At 62.7% G+C, this 19,099-nt stretch carries 24 protein-coding genes; 17 read left to right on the top strand and 7 right to left on the bottom strand.

Annotated features, from left to right (window positions below; translation table 11 throughout):
* The first annotated feature begins 122 nt into the window (after positions 1 to 122).
* Positions 123 to 1,196 carry a branched-chain amino acid ABC transporter substrate-binding protein gene (locus NKH19_RS10390; protein WP_352864031.1) on the top strand — a complete coding sequence of 358 codons (1,074 nt, stop codon included), beginning with the start codon at positions 123 to 125 and terminating at the stop codon, positions 1,194 to 1,196.
* On the top strand, positions 1,196 to 2,221 hold the full coding sequence (locus NKH19_RS10385) for a P1 family peptidase (RefSeq protein WP_352864029.1): 1,026 nt from the start codon (positions 1,196 to 1,198) through the stop codon (positions 2,219 to 2,221). Before NKH19_RS10390 ends, NKH19_RS10385 begins: the two co-directional genes overlap by 1 nt.
* Before the next feature lie 14 nt (positions 2,222 to 2,235).
* Here NKH19_RS10385 and NKH19_RS10380 read toward each other — a convergent pair whose 3' ends face one another.
* Positions 2,236 to 2,490: a DUF2171 domain-containing protein gene (locus tag NKH19_RS10380; protein WP_352864027.1), complete on the bottom strand. Its 255-nt coding sequence runs from the start codon at positions 2,488 to 2,490 to the stop codon at positions 2,236 to 2,238.
* Between the two features lie 134 nt (positions 2,491 to 2,624).
* On the opposite strand from NKH19_RS10380, the gene NKH19_RS10375 reads away from it, so the two are divergent.
* The 3 genes from NKH19_RS10375 (at position 2,625) to purB (ending at position 5,238) form a co-directional block, all read left to right on the top strand.
* Positions 2,625 to 3,350, top strand: a complete 726-nt coding sequence (locus NKH19_RS10375) for a DUF2259 domain-containing protein (RefSeq protein ID WP_352864025.1) — start codon at positions 2,625 to 2,627, stop codon at positions 3,348 to 3,350.
* A gap of 107 nt (positions 3,351 to 3,457) precedes the next feature.
* Positions 3,458 to 3,871, top strand: a complete 414-nt coding sequence (locus NKH19_RS10370; protein WP_352864023.1) for a hypothetical protein — start codon at positions 3,458 to 3,460, stop codon at positions 3,869 to 3,871.
* A gap of 59 nt (positions 3,872 to 3,930) precedes the next feature.
* Complete coding sequence (gene purB / locus NKH19_RS10365; protein WP_352864021.1) at positions 3,931 to 5,238, top strand: adenylosuccinate lyase; 1,308 nt, start codon at positions 3,931 to 3,933, stop codon at positions 5,236 to 5,238.
* 73 nt (positions 5,239 to 5,311) lie between these two features.
* On the opposite strand, the gene NKH19_RS10360 is transcribed toward purB, so the two are convergent.
* Positions 5,312 to 6,250 carry an IS110 family RNA-guided transposase gene (locus NKH19_RS10360; RefSeq protein WP_352864019.1) on the bottom strand — a complete coding sequence of 313 codons (939 nt, stop codon included), beginning with the start codon at positions 6,248 to 6,250 and terminating at the stop codon, positions 5,312 to 5,314.
* Positions 6,251 to 6,579: 329 nt separating this feature from the next.
* Positions 6,580 to 7,392, bottom strand: coding sequence for a VOC family protein (locus tag NKH19_RS10355; RefSeq protein ID WP_352864017.1), 813 nt, complete (start codon positions 7,390 to 7,392; stop codon positions 6,580 to 6,582).
* Between the two features lie 236 nt (positions 7,393 to 7,628).
* On the opposite strand from NKH19_RS10355, the gene NKH19_RS10350 reads away from it, so the two are divergent.
* Positions 7,629 to 8,183: an RBBP9/YdeN family alpha/beta hydrolase gene (locus NKH19_RS10350; protein WP_352864016.1), complete on the top strand. Its 555-nt coding sequence runs from the start codon at positions 7,629 to 7,631 to the stop codon at positions 8,181 to 8,183.
* Between the two features lie 6 nt (positions 8,184 to 8,189).
* Here NKH19_RS10350 and NKH19_RS10345 read toward each other — a convergent pair whose 3' ends face one another.
* Positions 8,190 to 8,963, bottom strand: a complete 774-nt coding sequence (locus NKH19_RS10345; RefSeq protein WP_352864014.1) for an HpcH/HpaI aldolase family protein — start codon at positions 8,961 to 8,963, stop codon at positions 8,190 to 8,192.
* 170 nt (positions 8,964 to 9,133) lie between these two features.
* Positions 9,134 to 9,454, bottom strand: a complete 321-nt coding sequence (locus NKH19_RS10340; RefSeq protein WP_352864012.1) for a DUF1476 domain-containing protein — start codon at positions 9,452 to 9,454, stop codon at positions 9,134 to 9,136.
* A gap of 275 nt (positions 9,455 to 9,729) precedes the next feature.
* On the opposite strand from NKH19_RS10340, the gene purC reads away from it, so the two are divergent.
* The 7 genes from purC to NKH19_RS10305 all read left to right on the top strand — a co-directional run bounded on the left by purC (position 9,730) and on the right by NKH19_RS10305 (position 13,536).
* A complete protein-coding gene (gene purC, locus NKH19_RS10335; protein ID WP_352864010.1) occupies positions 9,730 to 10,524 on the top strand; it encodes a phosphoribosylaminoimidazolesuccinocarboxamide synthase in 795 nt (264 codons plus the stop codon).
* A 30-nt stretch (positions 10,525 to 10,554) separates the two neighbouring features.
* Positions 10,555 to 10,797 carry a phosphoribosylformylglycinamidine synthase subunit PurS gene (gene purS / locus NKH19_RS10330; RefSeq protein WP_023759521.1) on the top strand — a complete coding sequence of 81 codons (243 nt, stop codon included), beginning with the start codon at positions 10,555 to 10,557 and terminating at the stop codon, positions 10,795 to 10,797.
* An 18-nt stretch (positions 10,798 to 10,815) separates the two neighbouring features.
* Positions 10,816 to 11,070, top strand: coding sequence for a hypothetical protein (locus NKH19_RS10325; RefSeq protein ID WP_352864008.1), 255 nt, complete (start codon positions 10,816 to 10,818; stop codon positions 11,068 to 11,070).
* On the top strand, positions 11,067 to 11,735 hold the full coding sequence (gene purQ, locus NKH19_RS10320) for a phosphoribosylformylglycinamidine synthase subunit PurQ (RefSeq protein WP_352629143.1): 669 nt from the start codon (positions 11,067 to 11,069) through the stop codon (positions 11,733 to 11,735). The genes NKH19_RS10325 and purQ overlap by 4 nt, the downstream gene beginning before the upstream one ends.
* Before the next feature lie 87 nt (positions 11,736 to 11,822).
* Positions 11,823 to 12,488 carry a glutathione S-transferase family protein gene (locus tag NKH19_RS10315; protein WP_352864006.1) on the top strand — a complete coding sequence of 222 codons (666 nt, stop codon included), beginning with the start codon at positions 11,823 to 11,825 and terminating at the stop codon, positions 12,486 to 12,488.
* Between the two features lie 14 nt (positions 12,489 to 12,502).
* Entirely contained in the window at positions 12,503 to 12,892 is a 390-nt protein-coding gene (locus NKH19_RS10310) for a hypothetical protein (RefSeq protein ID WP_502910904.1), read from the top strand.
* A 2-nt stretch (positions 12,893 to 12,894) separates the two neighbouring features.
* The gene (locus NKH19_RS10305; protein ID WP_352864003.1) at positions 12,895 to 13,536 is read left to right on the top strand and encodes a Pr6Pr family membrane protein; all 642 of its coding nucleotides are present in this window, start codon (positions 12,895 to 12,897) and stop codon (positions 13,534 to 13,536) included.
* A gap of 65 nt (positions 13,537 to 13,601) precedes the next feature.
* Here the strand turns inward: NKH19_RS10305 and NKH19_RS10300 are convergent, their stop codons facing one another.
* Positions 13,602 to 13,853, bottom strand: coding sequence for a DUF1127 domain-containing protein (locus NKH19_RS10300; protein WP_352864641.1), 252 nt, complete (start codon positions 13,851 to 13,853; stop codon positions 13,602 to 13,604).
* 94 nt (positions 13,854 to 13,947) lie between these two features.
* Here NKH19_RS10300 and NKH19_RS10295 point away from each other — a divergent pair, with 94 nt between their 5' ends.
* Positions 13,948 to 15,366 (top strand): aminotransferase-like domain-containing protein, encoded by a 1,419-nt coding sequence (locus tag NKH19_RS10295; RefSeq protein WP_352864001.1) that lies wholly within the window; start codon positions 13,948 to 13,950, stop codon positions 15,364 to 15,366.
* Between the two features lie 80 nt (positions 15,367 to 15,446).
* Here the strand turns inward: NKH19_RS10295 and NKH19_RS10290 are convergent, their stop codons facing one another.
* The gene (locus tag NKH19_RS10290; protein ID WP_168991916.1) at positions 15,447 to 15,611 is read right to left on the bottom strand and encodes a hypothetical protein; all 165 of its coding nucleotides are present in this window, start codon (positions 15,609 to 15,611) and stop codon (positions 15,447 to 15,449) included.
* Between the two features lie 276 nt (positions 15,612 to 15,887).
* Here NKH19_RS10290 and purL point away from each other — a divergent pair, with 276 nt between their 5' ends.
* From purL to NKH19_RS10275, 3 genes are all read left to right on the top strand, one after another.
* Positions 15,888 to 18,119, top strand: a complete 2,232-nt coding sequence (gene purL / locus NKH19_RS10285) for a phosphoribosylformylglycinamidine synthase subunit PurL (RefSeq protein ID WP_352863998.1) — start codon at positions 15,888 to 15,890, stop codon at positions 18,117 to 18,119.
* Positions 18,116 to 18,628, top strand: a complete 513-nt coding sequence (locus tag NKH19_RS10280) for a hypothetical protein (protein WP_352863996.1) — start codon at positions 18,116 to 18,118, stop codon at positions 18,626 to 18,628. The genes purL and NKH19_RS10280 overlap by 4 nt, the downstream gene beginning before the upstream one ends.
* A 133-nt stretch (positions 18,629 to 18,761) precedes the next feature.
* Positions 18,762 to 18,995, top strand: a complete 234-nt coding sequence (locus tag NKH19_RS10275) for a BolA/IbaG family iron-sulfur metabolism protein (RefSeq protein WP_006206026.1) — start codon at positions 18,762 to 18,764, stop codon at positions 18,993 to 18,995.
* The last annotated feature ends 104 nt before the right edge of the window (positions 18,996 to 19,099 follow it).

Raw genomic sequence — 19,099 nt, 5'->3', positions numbered from 1 at the left:
AGCGAAGTGCTTGAGCCATATCCCGAAATTCGCGTGTTGCACCAAGGTCGGGCAGCCTTTAGGTCTTGGCGGTAAGTAGGTGCCAGCAGCATAAGACCGGCACAGAGGACCTCATCGCTCGAATGCGACCCAGGACTAGAACAATAGCGGCACTATCCTGGCTGTTTCTGGCCAGTGGTGCGAATGCCCAGACGCTGTTGGTTGGCGTCTCAGCGCCCCTGTCTGGACCATCGGCCATTCTCGGCAAGCAGATCGAGGCCGGTACCGGTCAGGCGGCCGAAGCGAACGGCATGGAACTCAAGATCGTGGATGACGCCTGTACCGCCGACGGCGGCGCTGCCGCGGCCAGGGAATTCGTCGCGGCCAAGGTCAATGTCGTGGTCGGATTCCTGTGCACCGAGGCGATCGAGGCGGCGATGCCGATCCTGAAGGATGCCAACGTTCCAGTCATTACCGTTGGCGTGCGAACTGAAAGCCTGACCGACCGCCGCGCCAAGACCGGCTGGCCGGTCTATCGCCTCGGGCCACGCGGCGACGATGAGCGCAACGCCGTCGCCTCCACCCTCACCCGTCTGTGGCAAAACGAGTTGTTCGCCGTCATCGACGACGGCACCATCTATGGCCGCGAAATCGCCGAGACGTTGCGGGCGGCCGCCGAGCAGGCAGCGCTGAAACCGGTATTCGTCGACACGTTCCGGCCACAGCTCGACAACCAGATCGGCATGATCGGCCGGCTGAAGAAAGCCGGCGCCACTCATGTGTTCGCCGGCGGCGACGGTGACGACATCGCCATCATGGGCCGCGATGCCGCACGGCTCCAGGCGGGCATCGTCTTTGCCGGCGGGGAGAACCTCCGCACACCGCTCGGCGATGTGCCCTATGCCGTGGGCACATTGATGATCGCACCGCCGGAATGGGCCGAAGTCGCCGACCCCAAAGTATTGTCGGCCTTTGCCACGCAGAAGGTCGTGCCTGACGGTTATACGCTGCCCGCCTACGCGGCGGTCGAGATCGCCAAGGCGGCGTCAGGCTTTTCCGAAGCCTCGGGCAAGCCGCTGACCGAGGCCCTGACCGGACAGGATTTCACCACTGCGATCGGGCCGATCCGCTTCGACGCGAAAGGCGACCTCAGCCAGGGCCCCTACCGCGTCTTCCGCTTCGACGGCACGCGCTTTGCGCCTTTGGAAAGCAACTGATGTTTCGCACCGGCCCGCGCAACCTGATCACCGACGTCGCCGGACTGCGCGTCGGCAACGCGTCCGACGCCAGGCTGAAGTCCGGCGTCACGACCGTGCTTTGCGATGGACCGACGGTGGCCGGCGTTCAGATCCTGGGAGGTGCGCCGGGCACCCGCGAGACCGACCTGCTCGAACCGCACAATTCGGTCGATGTGGTGCACGCCGTGGTGCTTTCGGGCGGTTCGGCTTTCGGCCTCGACGCGGCATCGGGCGTGCAGGCGGCGCTGCGTGAACGCGGCATCGGCCTTGAGGTCGGTGGCTTTCGCGTGCCGATCGTGCCGTCGGCGATCCTGTTCGACCTGCGCAACGGCGGCGACAAGGATTGGGGCCTTTATCCACCCTACCGCGAACTTGGCTATGAAGCAGCGCAAAAGGCCGCTGCCGATTTCGAGCTCGGCACCATCGGCGCCGGCACGGGTGCGCTGACTTCGGGGTTGAAGGGCGGCCTCGGCTCGGCTTCGACGCTACTGGACAGTGGCATAACCATCGGTGCGCTGGCCGGCGTCAATCCGACCGGCTCGGTGACCATAACCCGAACCCGCCATTTCTGGGCGGCGCCGTTCGAAATCGGCGACGAGTTCGGCGGGCTCGGCTATCCCTCGCCGATGCCGGACGACGCGAAGCGGATCCTGCTGAAATACCGCGACAAGCATAAGGGCAGACAAATGGAGGCCGGCGGCAACACCACCATCGCCGTCATCGCCACGGACGCGGTTCTCACCAAGGCTGCCGCAAAGCGCCTGGCAATCTCGGCGCATGACGGCTTCGTGCGCGCCATCTGGCCGACGCACACGCCGGCCGATGGCGACCTGGTATTCGCGCTGGCAACAGGGACGAGCGGCATCGAACTCACCGCCGACGCGGCAATCGACCTCTATGCCGCGGCCGGCGCCACGATGGCGCGCGCCATCAGCCGCGGCGTGTTTGCCGCGACGCCGGCCGAAAACGATCTGTTTCCGGTCTGGTCATCGCGTTTGGGATAGACAGAGGCCCTCGATCATACCCGATCGGACTTTTCTTCCTCGAAGGTCACCGCGACATCGGAATTCGCGGACAGCCACACCTTGTTGCCGTCGACCTCCGCAATCAGGCTCACGGGAACATAATGGTGATGGCCCCTGTGAGTACCCTCGCCGCTATCGGCCTTGGTCAGCTTGATGCGCTGGCCGTCGACCTTGTCGACGGTGCCGATATGCACGCCATCGGCGCCGACGACTTCCATATGCTCACGAATTTTGCTGGTGTCGGTCATGGTGGTTCTCCATTGGGACTGCCGACGATAACAAATGACGGGCCGATTGGATGCATCGGCTTTCGCACTGCACGACGTTTTGATTTCGTCGTGGTAGGGGATTGAGACGATCGCGGCTGAGGGTGAAGAAACCGATGCGAATGCTCTTTCTGTTTGCCGTTTGCTTGCTTGCACAGTTTGCGACATCGATCGCTGCCCGTGCCGGCGATGTCGCCGAACTTGAAATCCTGGGGTTCACCAAGGACGGCAGCGTCTTCGCTTTCGAGGAATATGGCGTGCAGGACGGATCGGGCTTTCCCTATGCCAACCGCTATTATATCGACACCAGCACCGACAGCTTTCTCAAGGGCACCCCGATCCGGGTCCGGCTCGAAGACGAGAACGCCCAGCTGGATGTGGCGCGCCTTCAGGCCCGGCAAAAGGGCGAAGCCATTGTCGGTCAGGCCGAGCTGAGCGCCAACCGCGGCATAACAGCGGGTTTCAACCCGGTGACCGAGCTTTCGGCCGATCCGCACCGGATGGCTGTCAACCCGCGCCCGATCTTCTCAGCCGTCGACCAACCACTCGAGTTCCGCCTGGACGAGATGGGCATGAACAACACCGAAGGCTGCGAAAGCCAGGGCGAAATCAACGGCTTTCGCTTGCTGCGTATCGAAGCGCAGGATGGCGGCGCCACCAAGCTGCTGCATGAGGACAAGGCGATACCGAAAAGCCGGGGTTGCCCGAACGGCTATCGCATCGGCGCCGTGCAAACCTTTTCAATGGACAGTCTGAGCGCCTACGCGGTGCTGATCGCGGTGCGCCAATACGGCTTCGAGGGACCGGACTTTCGCTGGATCGCGGTGACCGGCCGCCTGTGACATCCCCTGTTCAACCCGCTAGGCGCGACCGCGCCCTGAGCCGCCTTCGCCGCGCGATACCGGAACTTCGCACCGCGCTTATCGGCGCCTTGTTATGGGCGGTGACGATGGGGGCCAGCGCGCTCGTCACCCTGTTCTTGGACAACTGGGAGACCCCGGCGAAAATCCGCATTGTCACCTTGCTTTTCGCTGTGGGAGCTGGGCTGGCCTTTCCGATTGGCCTGTTTGCCGCGAAGCTGGTCTCGCAGGGCAGGCGCTGGGAAGTCGCCTTCGCGGCGGCGTTCGTGTGCCTCACCGCCGCGACGGTCGGCCTGACCGCTGGGCTGTTTGCGCTGCAGTACCGCTCCTACTATGCGGAGTGGCATGCACCTGCCTTTACCTACACCTGGGCCCTCCAGTTCGTCTTCACGACGTTGATTGCGCTCTACCAGTTCGTCGTGCTGGGCATCCGGCTCTACTTTCCGCTTGGTTTCGTGGCCCTGTTTGCCGCGAGCGTCTGGTTTGCGCGCCAGCGGCGTTGAGCATTTTGCTCGCCTCTGTTAGGACGCGGGCAAACCTCTCGATACGTCAGGACTGACCGATGATCCCTCGCTATTCCCGGCCGGAAATGGTCGCCATCTGGTCGCCCGAGACCCGGTTCCGCATCTGGTTCGAGATCGAGGCCTATGCGTGCGACGCGCTGGCGGAACTCGGCGTCATCCCCAGGGAAGCCGCAAAAACCATCTGGGAAAAGGGCAGTGCTGCGAAATTCGATGTTGAGGCGATCGACGAGATCGAGCGCGTCACCAAGCATGACGTCATTGCCTTCCTCACCCATCTTGCCGAATTCGTCGGGCCGGACGCCCGCTTCATCCACCAGGGCATGACCTCGTCTGACGTGCTCGACACCTGCTTTGCCGTGCAGCTTACCCGCGCCAGCGACATCCTGCTCGCCGACATCGATGGCCTGCTCGCGGCCCTCAAGCGCCGCGCGTTCGAGCACAAGGACACCGTCACCATCGGCCGCAGCCACGGCATCCATGCCGAGCCGACCACCTTCGGCGTCAAGCTGGCGCAGGCCTATGCCGAGTTCTCGCGCTGCCGCGAGCGGCTGGTGCATGCGCGCGAAGACATCGCCACCTGCGCGATATCGGGCGCGGTCGGCACCTTCGCCAACATCGACCCCTATGTCGAGGAACATGTGGCGGCAAAGCTTGGCCTGAAGCCCGAGCCGGTCTCTACGCAAGTGATCCCGCGCGACCGTCACGCCATGTTCTTCGCCACGCTCGGCGTCATCGCCTCGTCGATCGAACGGCTGTCGATCGAGATCCGGCAGCTGCAGCGCACCGAAGTGCTGGAAGCGGAGGAGTATTTTTCGCCGGGCCAGAAAGGCTCTTCGGCAATGCCGCACAAGCGCAACCCGGTGCTGACCGAAAACCTCACCGGCCTTGCCCGGATGGTCCGCTCCATGGCACTGCCGGCGATGGAGAATGTGGCGCTCTGGCACGAGCGCGACATCTCGCACTCCTCGGTCGAGCGCATGATCGGGCCGGACGCCACGGTGACGCTCGATTTCGCGCTGTCACGATTGACCGGCGTCATCGACAAGCTGCTTGTCTATCCCGACAACATGCTGAAGAACATGAACAAGTTCCGCGGTCTCGTGCATTCGCAGCGCGTCATGCTGGCGCTGACGCAGGCCGGCCTGTCGCGCGAAGACTCTTACCGGCTGGTGCAGCGCAACGCCATGAAGGTATGGGAGCAAGGCGCTGATTTCCTTGAAGAATTGCTCGCCGACAAGGAAGTGACCGCAGCGCTACCGGAAGCTGAAATCCGCGAGAAATTCGACCTAGGCTATCACACCAAGCACGTCGACACGATCTTCAAGCGGGTGTTCGGCGAAGCCTGAGACGAGCTTTCCTTCTCCCCGTCACTATACGGGGAGAAGGTGCCGGCAGGCGGATGAGCGACTATCTGGGGTGTCAAGCTGCATTTGCGAAATCGATGCGCGCGTCGCGTGCTTTTGCATTGAGAATGACGAGCAGCTTGCGGGCGAGCGCGATGCGGATGACCATTTTCTCCTTTCCTGCGTCCTGCAACCGTTGATGGAAGGCAGCAAGGTGAGGATCGTATCTGGCGACGGTGCGGGCAACGAGGAAGAGGATGGAGCGCGGGCCTTCGCGACCGCCGCGCACCGACCGGCGGCCACTGCGCTTGCCACTATCATTGGCGATCGGCGCGAGGCCCGCGAGCTTGGCGATGGCCTTGTTGGAGAGGATGCCGATCTCGGGCAGCTCGGCCATGAGGCGGGCCACGGTGCGCGAGGCGACGCCCTTGAGCGAGCGGAAGGCCTGGTCGAGGCATGCCCACAAGGGATCGTCGTCGATCAGCGAGGCGATCTCGCCTTCGAGCCGGCGGCTCTGGCGCTTGAGCAGAGCAATAACCTCGTCGAGGCTGATGATGGTCTCGGCATCGCGAGCCGCGCTGCGGCGCTGCTTCTGGATGGTGAGGTCGCCGGTGACCTGGGAAAGCCGGGCGACCAGCGCCTTGAGCCGTTGTTGGGCCACGCTCGGCGGCGGCGTTGGCTGCAACCGCTTGACCTGCCCATAACGGGCGATGACGGCGGCGTCGATCCGGTCGGTCTTCTCCAGGAAGCCCATTGCCTCGGCGAAGTAGCGAACGCTCCTTGCATTGGCCATGCCGCAGGGCTGACCCATCTCCCACAACAGCAGGAAGGCCAGGCGCTCGTAGCCGCCGCTGGCTTCCATGACGACGAGATCGACGCCATTGGCCTGACACCAGGCGGCCAGATCGGCGATGCCCGCCGCATCGTTGGCGAAACGGTTTGCCGTTCCGATCGGCTCGATATGGGCGTCGAGCCAGTCTTTCGAAATATCTATTCCACAGAGGGTCTTGTTCACGGTAACCTGCCTTGTGCGTGCGATTGGAGCCAAGCGACTATTCGGTCGTGCGTGACGAAGGCGAAGATCCCAGGCTCATCCACGGTTGTAGCCGCAGGGGTAACGGGCGACTTCGCCAAGCCTCGGGCCGGATGGCCATCCAGCCCGAGGCTCAGTCGCTTCCATCGCACAAAATCATCCCTGTGCAGATACAAGGGGCAGCGCTGACTTTAGCGACGATCGCGCCCATTCAGGCTTTGACAATTTCACGACCTTGGCGCTGCCCCTCATTGCCCTGCCGGGCATTTCTCCCCGTATAGTGACGGGGAGAAAGACGCGCTCGATGGCGATCAGGCTTTGCCGGGAACAGTCCTGATGACCGTGCCCCAGGGATCTTCGCGGGTTATCGGGCTGGTCACATTGTCCGAACGCATTTCGACCCAGGCCAGACCGGATCTGCTCGGATCGCGGCGGCCGGCGCCCGAACTCTGCCAGGCGTTGGCGCCGATGTGGTGGTGGTAGCCGCCGGAGGACAGGAACACCGCCTGGCCGCCATATTTGGCCACCGTGTCGAAGCCGAATTCCTGGTTCCACCAGGCCTCGGCGTCTTCCGGCCGGCCCACCCGCAGGTGGACATGGCCGACGATGCTGTTTTCCGGCGCGCCCTGCCAGCCGACGTCACCCGCCGGCACTTCGGCAACGACCGACGGAATGTTCAGCCGCTCTGTCGCCATGGCAATCTTGTCGCCATTCCACTTCCAGTCCTGCGGACGGCGGTCGGCATAGATCTCGATGCCGTTGCCTTCGGGATCGGTCAGGTACAGCGCCTCGCTGACCAGATGGTCGGAAGCCCCTTCGATGGTGATCTTGCCGGCGATGGCGTGGTTGATCCAGCGGCCGAGATCGGCGCGGCTGGGCAGCAGGAAGGCGGTGTGGAACAGGCCGGCGCTGCGCGGATCATCCGGCTTGGCCGAAGCATCTGCCTCAAGGACCAGCAACGGACGGTTGGCTGCGCCCAGCGTGATCGCCCCGTCGGCACGGCTCAATTCCCGCAAGCCGACGACGCTACGATAGTAGGCCGCGAGGCTTTCAGCATCGCGCGCTTTCAACCCAACGCGGGCAACGCTGACCGGCGTGGTGGCGGCAAAGGGCAGTTCACTCATCAAATGCTCCGTTTGGCCGGCTGCGGTGAAATTCCCAAGGCAAAAAGTCCGCGCCGCCAATCATTGTATGCCGTGTCAGGGTTTCCGCCCACGGCTGTTTCTTTTCCTGACCACAGATCGTCCATCGGCATCGTTCACACAAGACGCGAAGAAGCGAACATCGTGTTCACTATTATGATCAAGAGCGCTGTTCATGACCCGTTGCACGAAGCGACGCGGCTCGCTATCTCAGCGCCATGAAAGTCAAGGAAGCAGATATTCTCATCGTGCCGGGCTACACCAATTCCGGCCCCGACCATTGGCAGAGCCGCTGGCAGTCGAAGCTGTCGACGGCGCGCAGGGTTGAGCAGGCGGAGTGGTCGAAGCCGGTGCGCGACGACTGGACGGACAATGTTGCCAAGGCGGTCAACGAGGCCGAGAGGCCGGTCGTGCTGGTGGCGCACTCGCTCGGCGTCGCCACGGCGGTGCAAGCCATCCCGCGGTTCCGCAAGCAGGTCGCCGGGGCCTTCTTCGTGGCGCCGCCCGATGTCGCCAATCCCGAGATCAGGCCGAGGCACCTGATGACCTTCGGCCCCTACCCGCGCGAGCCGCTGCCCTTTCCGTCCATCGTGATCGCCAGCCGCAACGATCCGTTCTGCGCCTTCGATGTCGCCGAGGACATTGCCCGAGCATGGGGTTCGCTGTTCGTCGATGCCGGCGAGACGGGTCACCTCAACGCGGATTCGGGCTTTGGTCCGTGGCCCGAAGGCTCGATGACCTTCGCCAAATTCCTGACGGACCTGAAGGCCTGAACTTCCTCAGGAGCCGATCGAATCCCTGACGCTGTTGATCAGGGCTTTTGCACCGAGCCCAATCAGCGCGTGTTCCGAACCTATGGCCAGCAGGCGGTAGCCCATCGACACGACACGGCCTGCAATTGCCGGGTCGACAACATAGATCGCCGCATGTTTGCCGGCCTTGCGGGTGCGCTCGGCGACCGACGCCACTGTCTCCATCATGCTTTCCAGCGTCGAATCGACCGTGGAGCCATTGCTCCAGGCGATCGAGAAATCCGACGGGCCGAGGAAAATACCGTCGATGCCGGGCGTGTCGAGAATGCCATCGAGCGCATCGAGGGCGGCGCGCGTCTCGACCATGGCGAAGGCCATTGTGCGCTGGTTGCTGTCGCGCAGCCATTCCGCCTGGTCGCCCTTGCCGTGGCGTGGAAAAGCGTAGGTTGGGCCCCAGGAACGCTCGCCGAGCGGCGGGTATTTCATGGCGGCGGCGAACAGTTTGGCGTCAGCCACCGAATTGACCATCGGCGCGATGACCGCCTCGGCGCCAAAATCGAGCGCGCGGCTTGCCATGTCGAAACGGCCGACGGGAATGCGCACCAGCGCCGGCTTGCCGGCAGCGAGCACCGGCACCAGCCCACGCAGCACGCTGTCCTCGTGATGGCCGCCATGCTGCATGTCGAGCGTGACCGCATCAAAACCCTGCTTGGCGACGATTTCGACGGTCAGGGCATCCGGCACGCCGGACCATGCGGTGAACAGCGTTTCATCGGCCGCAAGACGAGACTTCAGGGACATCTGATCGCTTCCTTGTTAATGTCGGCAGTTTCAGCCGGAAACCGCGGCAAAGGCAAAGAAAAACCGCCCGGATAGACCGGGCGGTCGATTGGTCCAGTCATTCTTTGGTCTGTCGCAGGGTCTTCGTCGCAAAACCGTAGGACACTTTTGCGGAACCTGCTTCGGCCGGATCAGGTGTTCTTGATCTCCTCGATCGCCTGCGCCATCAACTCGTCCATGGTGCGGCGGATCTGATGGTCCGACTGGTCTACGCCGGCCGCATCGAAATCCTTGCGGATCTTGCGGAACACGTCGTGGTCGCCGGCTTCCTCGATGTCGGAAACAACCACTTCCCTGGCATAGGCGTCGGCGTCGGTGCCGGACTTTCCGAGCTTTTCGGCGGCCCACAGGCCGAGCGCCTTGTTGCGACGCGCCGCGGCCTTGAACCGAAGTTCCTCGTCGAAAGCAAACTTGCGCTCAAAGCCCTCTTCGCGGTCTTTCATGCTGCTCATGGCGTCCCTCCGGGTCAAATTCGATTCGTTGGCGGTGGATATGTGTGTTGCTAAAGCACAAACCAAAAGGTCGCGGGCCGGTCAATACGCTTCGTTGCATGCTGCGCTGCGGCATTTCAGTCCCGAAAGCGGTTGATTGGAAGGATTTGCCGATTGAGCAAATGTTGCGATTGGGATAGACCCGGCATTGAACCCTACCGTAGCCGCACTATTTCAGGCAGACGGACAGGAAATGGTCTGATACCGCCTGTCCGGAACCCCAGAGAAAAAATCAGATGAAAAATCGCCGCCGCATTTATGAAGGCAAGGCCAAGATCCTCTATGAGGGACCCGAGCCGGGTACGCTCATCCAGTTCTTCAAGGACGACGCAACCGCGTTCAACAAGAAGAAGCATGAAGTCGTCGACGGCAAGGGTGTGCTCAACAACCGTATTTCCGAACACATCTTCAACCACCTCAACCGCATGGGCATCCCGACCCACTTCATCCGCCGGCTCAATATGCGCGAGCAGCTGATCAAGGAAGTCGAGATCATTCCGCTCGAAATCGTCGTGCGCAATGTCGCCGCCGGTTCGCTGTCCAAGCGCCTCGGCATCGAGGAAGGCACCGTTTTGCCGCGTTCGATCATCGAATTCTACTACAAGGCAGACGCGCTCGACGATCCGATGGTGTCGGAAGAGCACATCACCGCGTTCGGCTGGGCGAGCCCGCAGGAGATCGACGACGTCATGGCGCTGGCCATCCGCGTCAACGACTTCCTCTCCGGCCTGTTCATGGGCGTCGGCATCCAGCTCGTCGACTTCAAGATCGAATGCGGCCGCCTGTTCGAGGGCGACATGATGCGCATCGTCGTCGCCGACGAGATTTCGCCGGATTCCTGCCGCCTGTGGGACGTGGCGACACATGACAAGCTCGACAAGGACCGCTTCCGCCGCGACATGGGCGGCCTCGTCGAAGCCTATCAGGAAGTTGCCCGTCGCCTCGGTATCATGAACGAGAACGAGCCGCCGCGCCCGACCGGCCCGGTGCTCGTCGCCTCGACCGAAGGCATCAAAGGCAAGCCGCACTAAGACCGACATTCGAACAGGAGCATGTCCAGCGTGATCAAGGCCCGCATTACCGTCACCCTCAAGAACGGCGTGCTCGACCCGCAAGGCAAGGCGATCGAACATGCCCTGTCCGGATTGGGCTTCGGCGGTGTCGGCGCGGTGCGGCAGGGCAAGGTGTTCGACGTCGAACTGGCGGAAAGCGATAAGGCCAAGGCCGAGGCGGATCTCAAGGCGATGTGCGACAAGCTGTTGGCGAACACGGTGATTGAGAACTATAGTGTAGCCATTACCTGAGGTTGTACCGGAGGCGCTATGGCGGAAGTCACGAATGAATTGATGTTCGAGCTTCTCAAGCGTGTGCATCACGACATCGGTGAGCTTCGTCAGGACGTTTCCGAGACGAAACGGGAATTGAATGTGATGCGGGGCCACATGGTGGCCACGCAAAGCGATATCCATAACGTCTATGGCATTCTCGCCCGTCAGGATGAGCGCCTTGAACGCATAGATAGACGTCTTGATCTGCGAGAACTCGCCGAAGCACAGAGGCCTTACGAACCCAAATGAAATCAGCCGTCGTCCTCCTGCCTGGCCTCAACCGAGACCGCGACATGATCGCGGCGCTGACCAAGATTTCCGGAAAGCCGCCGGTCACTGTCTGGCAGACCGATACCGAAATCCCGGATGTCGACCTGATCGCCATTCCGGGCGGCTTTTCCTTCGGCGATTATCTGCGCTGCGGCGCGATCGCGGCGCGCATGCCGGTCATGCGGGCGGTCGCCGAAAAGGCAGCTGCGGGCGTGACGGTCATCGGCGTCTGCAACGGTTTCCAGATCCTGGTCGAGGCCGGCCTGCTGCCGGGCGCCTTGATGCGCAACACCTCGCTGAAATTCGTCTGCCGGCAAGTGAAGCTTGAGATCACCAACGCCAACACCATGTTCACCCGCCGCTACCAGCCAGGCCAGATCATCCGCACGCCGGTTGCGCATCATGACGGCAATTATTTCGCCGACGCCGACACGCTTGCCCGTCTCGAAGGCGAAGGCCAGGTGGTGTTCCGCTATGCGGACGGCACCAATCCCAACGGCTCGATCAACGACATTGCCGGCATCATCAACGACCGCGGCAATGTGCTCGGCCTGATGCCGCACCCGGAAAACCTGATCGAAGCAGCCCATGGCGGTACCGACGGCCGTGGACTGTTCGAAAGTGCGCTTGGCATTGCCGCCTGAAATCATCTAGGCGAGCGTCTTGAAAACAGCCGGACATTCCTGTCTCTTTGTCGGGGCAAGTCCGCTTTATGGGGGAGAAAAACGGTCATGAAACTCTATTCGCGGCCGTTGTCGCCCTATTCGTCGATCGTGCGGGCGCTGGCCTACATCAAGGACGTGCCGCTCAAGATCATCGCGCCACCGCCCGGCTTTCCCATCCCGGAACAATTTCGCGCCATCTCGCCGATGAACCGGATTCCGGTGCTGATCACCGGCTCTGGCGAAACGATCGTCGAATCGGTGGTCATCGCCGAGTATCTCGAAGAGCGATTTCCGGAACCGGCGCTGCTGCCGCCGGACTCCAAGGACCGCGCGCTGGTGCGCATGTTCGCCCGCATCACCGATCTCGATGTGCTGACCCCGATGATGAAGCTTTTCGAGCTTCATTCCATGCCGAAGCGAAACAGTGCCGAGATCGACGCCCAGTTCGTCCGCTTGCACCATGGACTGGCGGCGATCGAGGAGCGCATGGCGCAAGGGCCCTTCGCGCTCGGTGACGACATCAGTTTCGCCGACGCCTGGGTGACGCCGACGCGGTTCATCTTCAACAATTTCCGCGCCATGACAGGACGCCACGACCTGCTCGACTTCTATCCCAAATTCGACGCCTATGAGCAGATCGCCTCGCAGCATCCGGCATTGTCGCGGGTCTGGGGCGAGATGACCGACGGCCTAGAGAACTTTCTGTCCGAGCTTGAGATGGGGGCCGCTTGACCAGGAACAAGACGATGGCGCTGGTTGCCGCCGCGGGTTTCGCGCTGGCATCCTGCCAATCGACCCCGAAAAGCACGCCGGTCCCGTCAGGCAAAAGTGCGGCGTTGCTGGCCATGGAACAAGTGGCGATATCAGCCCATAAATGCTGGATCGCCAGCAAGGACCCGGCCTTCAAGCAGTATCAGATGGCCAATGAACTGAATTCGTTCAGCGGCACGCCGCGTTTCCTGCTGGTGCCGGCCAAGCACTATGGCGGCAAACCGTTGCTGGTCGTACAGGCGCAAGGCAATTCAAGCCGCGTCGACGTGTTCGGGCCGCTGATGAACGATCCGCTCGGCGCCCGCATCGGCTCGGACATCGCCCGCTGGCAAGCCGGCAATCCGGCCTGCGCCGCGACCGCCTAGCCATGGGCCGCTTTCTGCGGATAGCGGGTCTGGTCATTGGCCTGGCCGGGCTCATCCTGCAGTTCTGCATCAGCATTCCGGCGTCGATGGAAGCAGGCCGCGGCCTGCTCGGCTCCATCATTTTCGTTCTCAGCTTCTTCACCATCCTGACCAACATCGGCGCCGTGCTGGTGTACACCTCGCTGCTGTCGTCCACCGGCTATGCATGGCTGCCGGCCTTCGCCGGGACGCGGATGCGGGCTGGCGTTGCCGTTTCGATCGCGCTGGTCTTCATCATCTACGCCACGGTTCTGGCACAGCTTTGGCAGCCGCGAGGACTGTTCCTGTTCTCCGACGTCCTGCTGCATTATGTGACGCCGGTGCTGTTCGTGCTGTGGTGGCTGATATCAGGCGCCGACGGTCGGACGCGGTGGAGCGACATTTCCTGGTGGGTGCTCTATCCCGTCGCCTATCTGATCTATGCGCTGGCGCGGGCGCCGCTTGCCGGCGAGGTGCCCTACCCGTTCCTAGACGTCGCCAAGAACGGCGCGGCCAGCGTCGCCATCTCAGCGGCGGCCATCACCGGACTTTTTATCGTGCTGGGCGTGGTCGCCATCCTTGCGGATCATGGCGTTGCGCGCACCAGGGCATCGAGCGTCCGTTAGGGCTATGCGGATCTTCGATCGGTCCGCATTTCCTTTTTGGACCATGGTCTTCCCCAAAAACCGGGTCAGTCCCAGAACGGCCTGATACTCTCGCGGTGGGCATCGCAGCGCGAGACGCCGATATCCTTGAGTTGGTCATCGGTCATTTCCAGCAGCGCCAACCTGCTGCGCCGACGCTCCAGCAGATGATCGATCGATTTTGCCAGCGACCTGACCACGCGCACCAGACGGCTGACAAAACCGCTTTGGCCCGATGGGCGTGCCGATTGGCCTGACGATTCGGCTCTCGAATGACGGATTGTAGCGATTGTATTCATTTTCTCTCTACCGGAATTCCAAATTGCACCCGTTTTTGACGCAATACTGATATGTATTGACTCATAATTCGGCGCAATATACAAAATTGTCACCATGACAAATTGGCTTCCAGATCTCACCGCCGGCTCCGGCCCGCTTTATCAGCGCCTGGCGGATTCGATCGAAACGGATATCGATCGGGGCGTGATCGATGCCGGAGCAAAGCTGCCGCCGCAACGCGACCTCGCCTACGACATCGGCACCACCGTCGGCACGGTCGGCCGGGCCTATCAATTGCTGCGCGAGCGCGGGCTGGTGAGCGGCGAAGTCGGGCGTGGAACCTATGTTCTCGGCCAGCGCGCCGATGGCGCGAAGCCGAATTTTCCGGCGCCGGACGCCGGCGGCGAAGGCACTCGCCATATCGATGCACCGCGCGGCAAACTGCGTTTCGACAGCACGGCAGCGGCAGACGTCGGTCAGGGCGCTGATATCGCCGATGTCCTGTCGCGCACGGCACAGGACCATCCGCATGAGATTTCAAGCTACACGCGAGATTTCCCCGACCGCTGGTACGAAGCCGGCGCCCGCTGGCTGTCGCGCAATTCGTTTCGCCCAAATGCCGACGCCATCGTCCCCACGCTCGGCACCCACGCCGCGGTGATGGCGGCAATCGCAGCGCTGACCACGCCCGGCGATTATGTCGCCTTCGAGCACCTCACCTACTCGCAGATTTCCCGTAGCGCCGGGCTGATCGGCCGGCGCACCGCGCTGGTGGCGTCTGACGACGAGGGCCTCGACCCGCAGGATTTCGAGCGCGTCTGCGCGCAAAAGCATCCCAGGATGATCTTCCTGATGCCGACGGCGCAAAACCCGACGCTGGTGACCTTGTCGGCGGCGCGCCGCGAAGCAATCGCGCGTGTCGCACGCGAATACAATGTCGTCCTCATCGAGGACGATCTCTACGGCAATTTGACCGACGATCCGACACCGTTGCTGGCCGAATATGCCCCTGAACGCACCATCGTCGCCGGTGGTCTGTCGAAGTCGGTCGCGGCGGGTGTGCGCGGCGGCTGGCTTTCCTGCCCGCCTGCCTATCGTCACCGCATCCGCGTCGCCCACAAGATGATGACCGGCGGCATGCCCTTCCTGCTGGCGGAGGTGAATACAAGGCTGGTGCTGTCGGGCCGGGCGGACGAGATACGCGGGCGCAGCATCGCCGAAATCCGAGCCCGCATAGCGATCGTGCGCGAGACTTTGGCGGGCTTCGCGTTCAAGTCACATGACAGGGTGCCCTTTGTCTGGCTGACCCTGCCCGACCCCTGGCTCTCCGGCACCTTCAAGAACGCCTGCCTTGAGCATGACGTGCTGATCGACGACGAGGACGAGTTCAAGGCCGGCCGTTCCGAGCAGGTTTTCCATGGCGTTCGCTTCGGCGTTTCGCAACCACGGCAGCGCAAGGACATCGCCGAAGGCGTTGCGGTGATACGGCGACTTCTCGAGGAAGGCCGTGCCGGCTACGACAGCTTCTCCTGAGCCAGCTCGCGACTGACGCGCCCTTCATTTCTGAAGCGCCGGCTTGGCGCAGAGCAGCCCGTAAAACCTAGCTCTCAGGATCAGCCCTCTGCCTTGAAGTTCTTGGCTTCCTTCTCGGCCTTGTCTTTCCCGTGCTTCTCGGCCAGCTCCTTGGCCTGCCCAGGCGAAACGTCGGTGGTCTCCGCGATATGCATAGCCTCCTTGTCCGAGAGGCGATTGTCTTTCTTGCCTTGCTTGGTGGCCATGGTCCAAATCTCCTGATTGGTTGGAGACCTAACGGCCGGGATGTCATCCCGTTCCCCAATGGCGGTGAAGAAGCATCTCGCGAACAGATACAACGTTCCCCCACGACTGCCGCTACGCGCGGATCGATGGCCGGACCAAAGCCGCGATCTCGTCGCACCCGTCATCGCCTTGTAGCTTTCCGTTGTTTTTCAGCATCCGATGGGTGTATTGGCTCCCAAGCTTGCGATAAGACGGGACTCAAAATCCCAACGCGCCCCGGATAAAAATCGCCGCCCATGACCATTTCCAATTCCGTGCCGATCACCCCCGAGCTCATCGCCGCGCACGGGCTGAAGCCCGACGAGTATCAGCGCATCCTCGACCTCGTTGGCCGCGAGCCGAGCTTTACCGAACTTGGCATCTTCTCGGCGATGTGGAACGAGCACTGCTCCTACAAATCCTCGAAGAAGTGGCTGCGCACGCTGCCGACCACCGGCCCGCAGGTGATCCAGGGTCCGGGCGAGAATGCCGGCGTGGTCGACATCGGCGACGGCGACTGCGTCGTCTTCAAGATGGAGAGCCACAACCACCCGTCCTATATCGAGCCCTACCAGGGTGCGGCGACCGGCGTCGGCGGCATATTGCGCGACGTGTTCACCATGGGCGCGCGACCGATCGCGGCGATGAATGCACTGCGCTTCGGCGCGCCTGACCATCCCAAAACGCGGCATCTGGTCAGCGGCGTGGTTTCCGGCGTCGGCGGCTATGGCAACGCCTTCGGCGTGCCGACGGTCGGCGGCGAGGTCAATTTCGACGCCCGCTACAACGGCAACATCCTGGTCAACGCTTTCGCGGCCGGCATAGCCAAGACAGACGCCATCTTCCTGTCGGAAGCCAAGGGCGTCGGCCTGCCGGTCGTCTATCTCGGCGCCAAGACCGGCCGCGACGGCGTCGGCGGCGCCACGATGGCGTCGGCTGAATTCGACGACAAGATCGACGAGAAGCGCCCGACCGTGCAGGTCGGCGACCCTTTCACCGAAAAGTGCCTGCTGGAAGCGTGCCTCGAACTGATGGCCTCGGGCGCCGTCATCGCCATCCAGGACATGGGTGCGGCCGGCCTCACCTGCTCGGCGGTCGAGATGGGCGCCAAGGGCGGTCTCGGCATCGAGCTCGATCTCGACAAGGTGCCGGTGCGCGAGGAGCGCATGAGCGCCTATGAAATGATGCTTTCGGAAAGCCAGGAGCGCATGCTGATGGTGCTGCGCCCCGAGAAGGAAAAGGAAGCCGAGGCGATCTTCCACAAATGGGGGCTCGACTTCGCCATCGTCGGCAAGACCACCGACGATCTGCGCTTCCGCGTCCTGCACCAGGGCGACGAGGTCGCCGACCTGCCGATCAAGGATCTCGGCGACAAGGCACCGGAATATGACCGGCCATGGGTCGAGCCGAAGAAGCCGGCGCCGCTGGCCGCCAACGACGTCCCGCAGGCCGATGTTGCCGATGCGCTCCTGAAGCTGCTCGGCGGACCGGATCTTTCCTCGCGCCGCTGGGTCTGGGAGCAATACGACACGCTGATCCAGGGCAATTCGCTGCAGCTTCCCGGCGGCGATGCCGGTGTGGTTCGCGTCGAAGGCCATCCCACCAAGGCGCTCGCTTTCTCGTCCGACGTGACGCCGCGCTATTGCGAGGCCGACCCCTATGAGGGCGGCAAGCAAGCGGTGGCCGAATGCTGGCGCAATTTGACCGCCACCGGCGCCTTGCCACTGGCCGCCACCGACAATCTCAATTTCGGCAATCCGGAACGGCCCGAGATCATGGGGCAATTGGTCGGCGCGGTGAAAGGCATCGGCGAGGCCTGCCGCGCGCTCGGCTTCCCGATCGTCTCCGGCAACGTCTCGCTCTACAACGAGACCAACGGCCAGGGCATTCTGCCGACACCGACCATCGGCGGCGTCGGTCTGATCGCCGACTGGTCTAAGATGGTGCGGACCGGCTTTGCCGCGCAAGGCCAGATGATCCTGCTGGTCGGCGCGCCGGCCTCCTGGGGAACGCATCTTGGCCAGTCGGTCTATTTCAGGGACATCCACGGCCGCACGGATGGCCCGCCGCCGCCGGTCGACCTCGATCATGAAAAGCGCGTCGGTGACCATGTGCGCGCGCTCATCGCGTCCGGCATCGTCACGGCGGCCCATGATGTGTCCGATGGCGGCATCGCGGTGGCTTTGGCCGAAATGGCGATGGCGTCCGGCATCGGCGCCACTGTCCCAGGACTTGTCGGCACCGATCCGATCCCGGTCTGGTTCGGTGAGGATCAGGGCCGTTATCTGCTGACGCTGTCGATCGACCCGCATGGCGAAGAATGGGACGCCATCCGCAAGCAGCAGAGCGAACTCGGCATTTTCGCGCCGTGGATCGGCTCGACCGGCGGCAGTGTACTGAAGCTTGGCGAGGCGCGGGCAATCCCGGTCAGCGAATTGACCGGGGCCCACGAAGGCTGGTTCCCGCGCTTCATGGACCAGGCCAGTTGACCGGACTGGCTGCCCGGGCGCTGCTTGCAGTCGTCTTCTGGCCGTCGCTGTTCTTCTTCTGGTTCCTTGGGCCGTTCGTCTTTTTCCTGCTGTCGACGACCTCAAGCGAGGTTTGCCCCCAGCTGGAAACGCGCGCGCAGTTTCTTGCCGCGGCCAATGGCGCCATCCCGATGCTCGCCACGCAGAACCTCATCTACGCGATCCCGATCATCTGCCTAGTGCTTTGGGGCCGCCTTTTCCCGGATCCGGAACGGGCGAGGCATATCGTCACCTGCATCAAGCTTTTTGCCTGCGCGGCCGTCATAGGGGCGCTGTGGGAGTACGGCTCCTCGCTGATCTGCGACGGCTACGGCCAACCGTTCTTCTCGCCTCTCTGGCAGATGACGAGTTATCTTCCCATTGTCAGCCTGGTTATCAACGTTCCCCTCTATGTGCTGGCCTTCAGCCTTGGCCGCGCCTTCTCGACACGCGAGGACGCTGTCGAGGATGAAGCAAGCCCACCGGCCTAGGTCTTCCCTGTGGTTCTCGGACCGTCTTGCCTTTGGCGGGATAGAACGGCTTCAATCCGGACCGGAAAGGCTTTAGGCTCGCCCGACTCTCGTCTCATGGCCGGCTACCGGCCGCTCGAAACAGGATTCTGCCATGGCAATGGATGCCCACGACATCGAAAAACTGATCAAGGAAGGCATTCCGGACGCCAAGGTGACAATTCGCGATCTTGCCGGTGACGGTGACCATTATGCGGCCGAGGTGGTGGCCGAAAGCTTCCGGGGGAAAAGCCGCGTGCAGCAGCACCAGATGGTCTATGACGCGCTGAAGGGCAATATGGGCGGCGTGCTGCACGCGTTGGCGCTACAGACCAGCGTTCCCGACTGATCCGCACCGGAACAACCGCAACGACGCGAATCAGTGTCGAGAGAACCGCTTGGCCCAACCCAGCCCATCCTTTGCGCCATTTCAGCCACGGCACGGCTAAAGTC

The sequence above is a fragment of the Mesorhizobium sp. M1338 genome (genome assembly GCF_040318045.1).
Lineage (GTDB): Bacteria > Pseudomonadota > Alphaproteobacteria > Rhizobiales > Rhizobiaceae > Mesorhizobium.
This window is presented reverse-complemented; position numbering and strand designations above follow the sequence as displayed.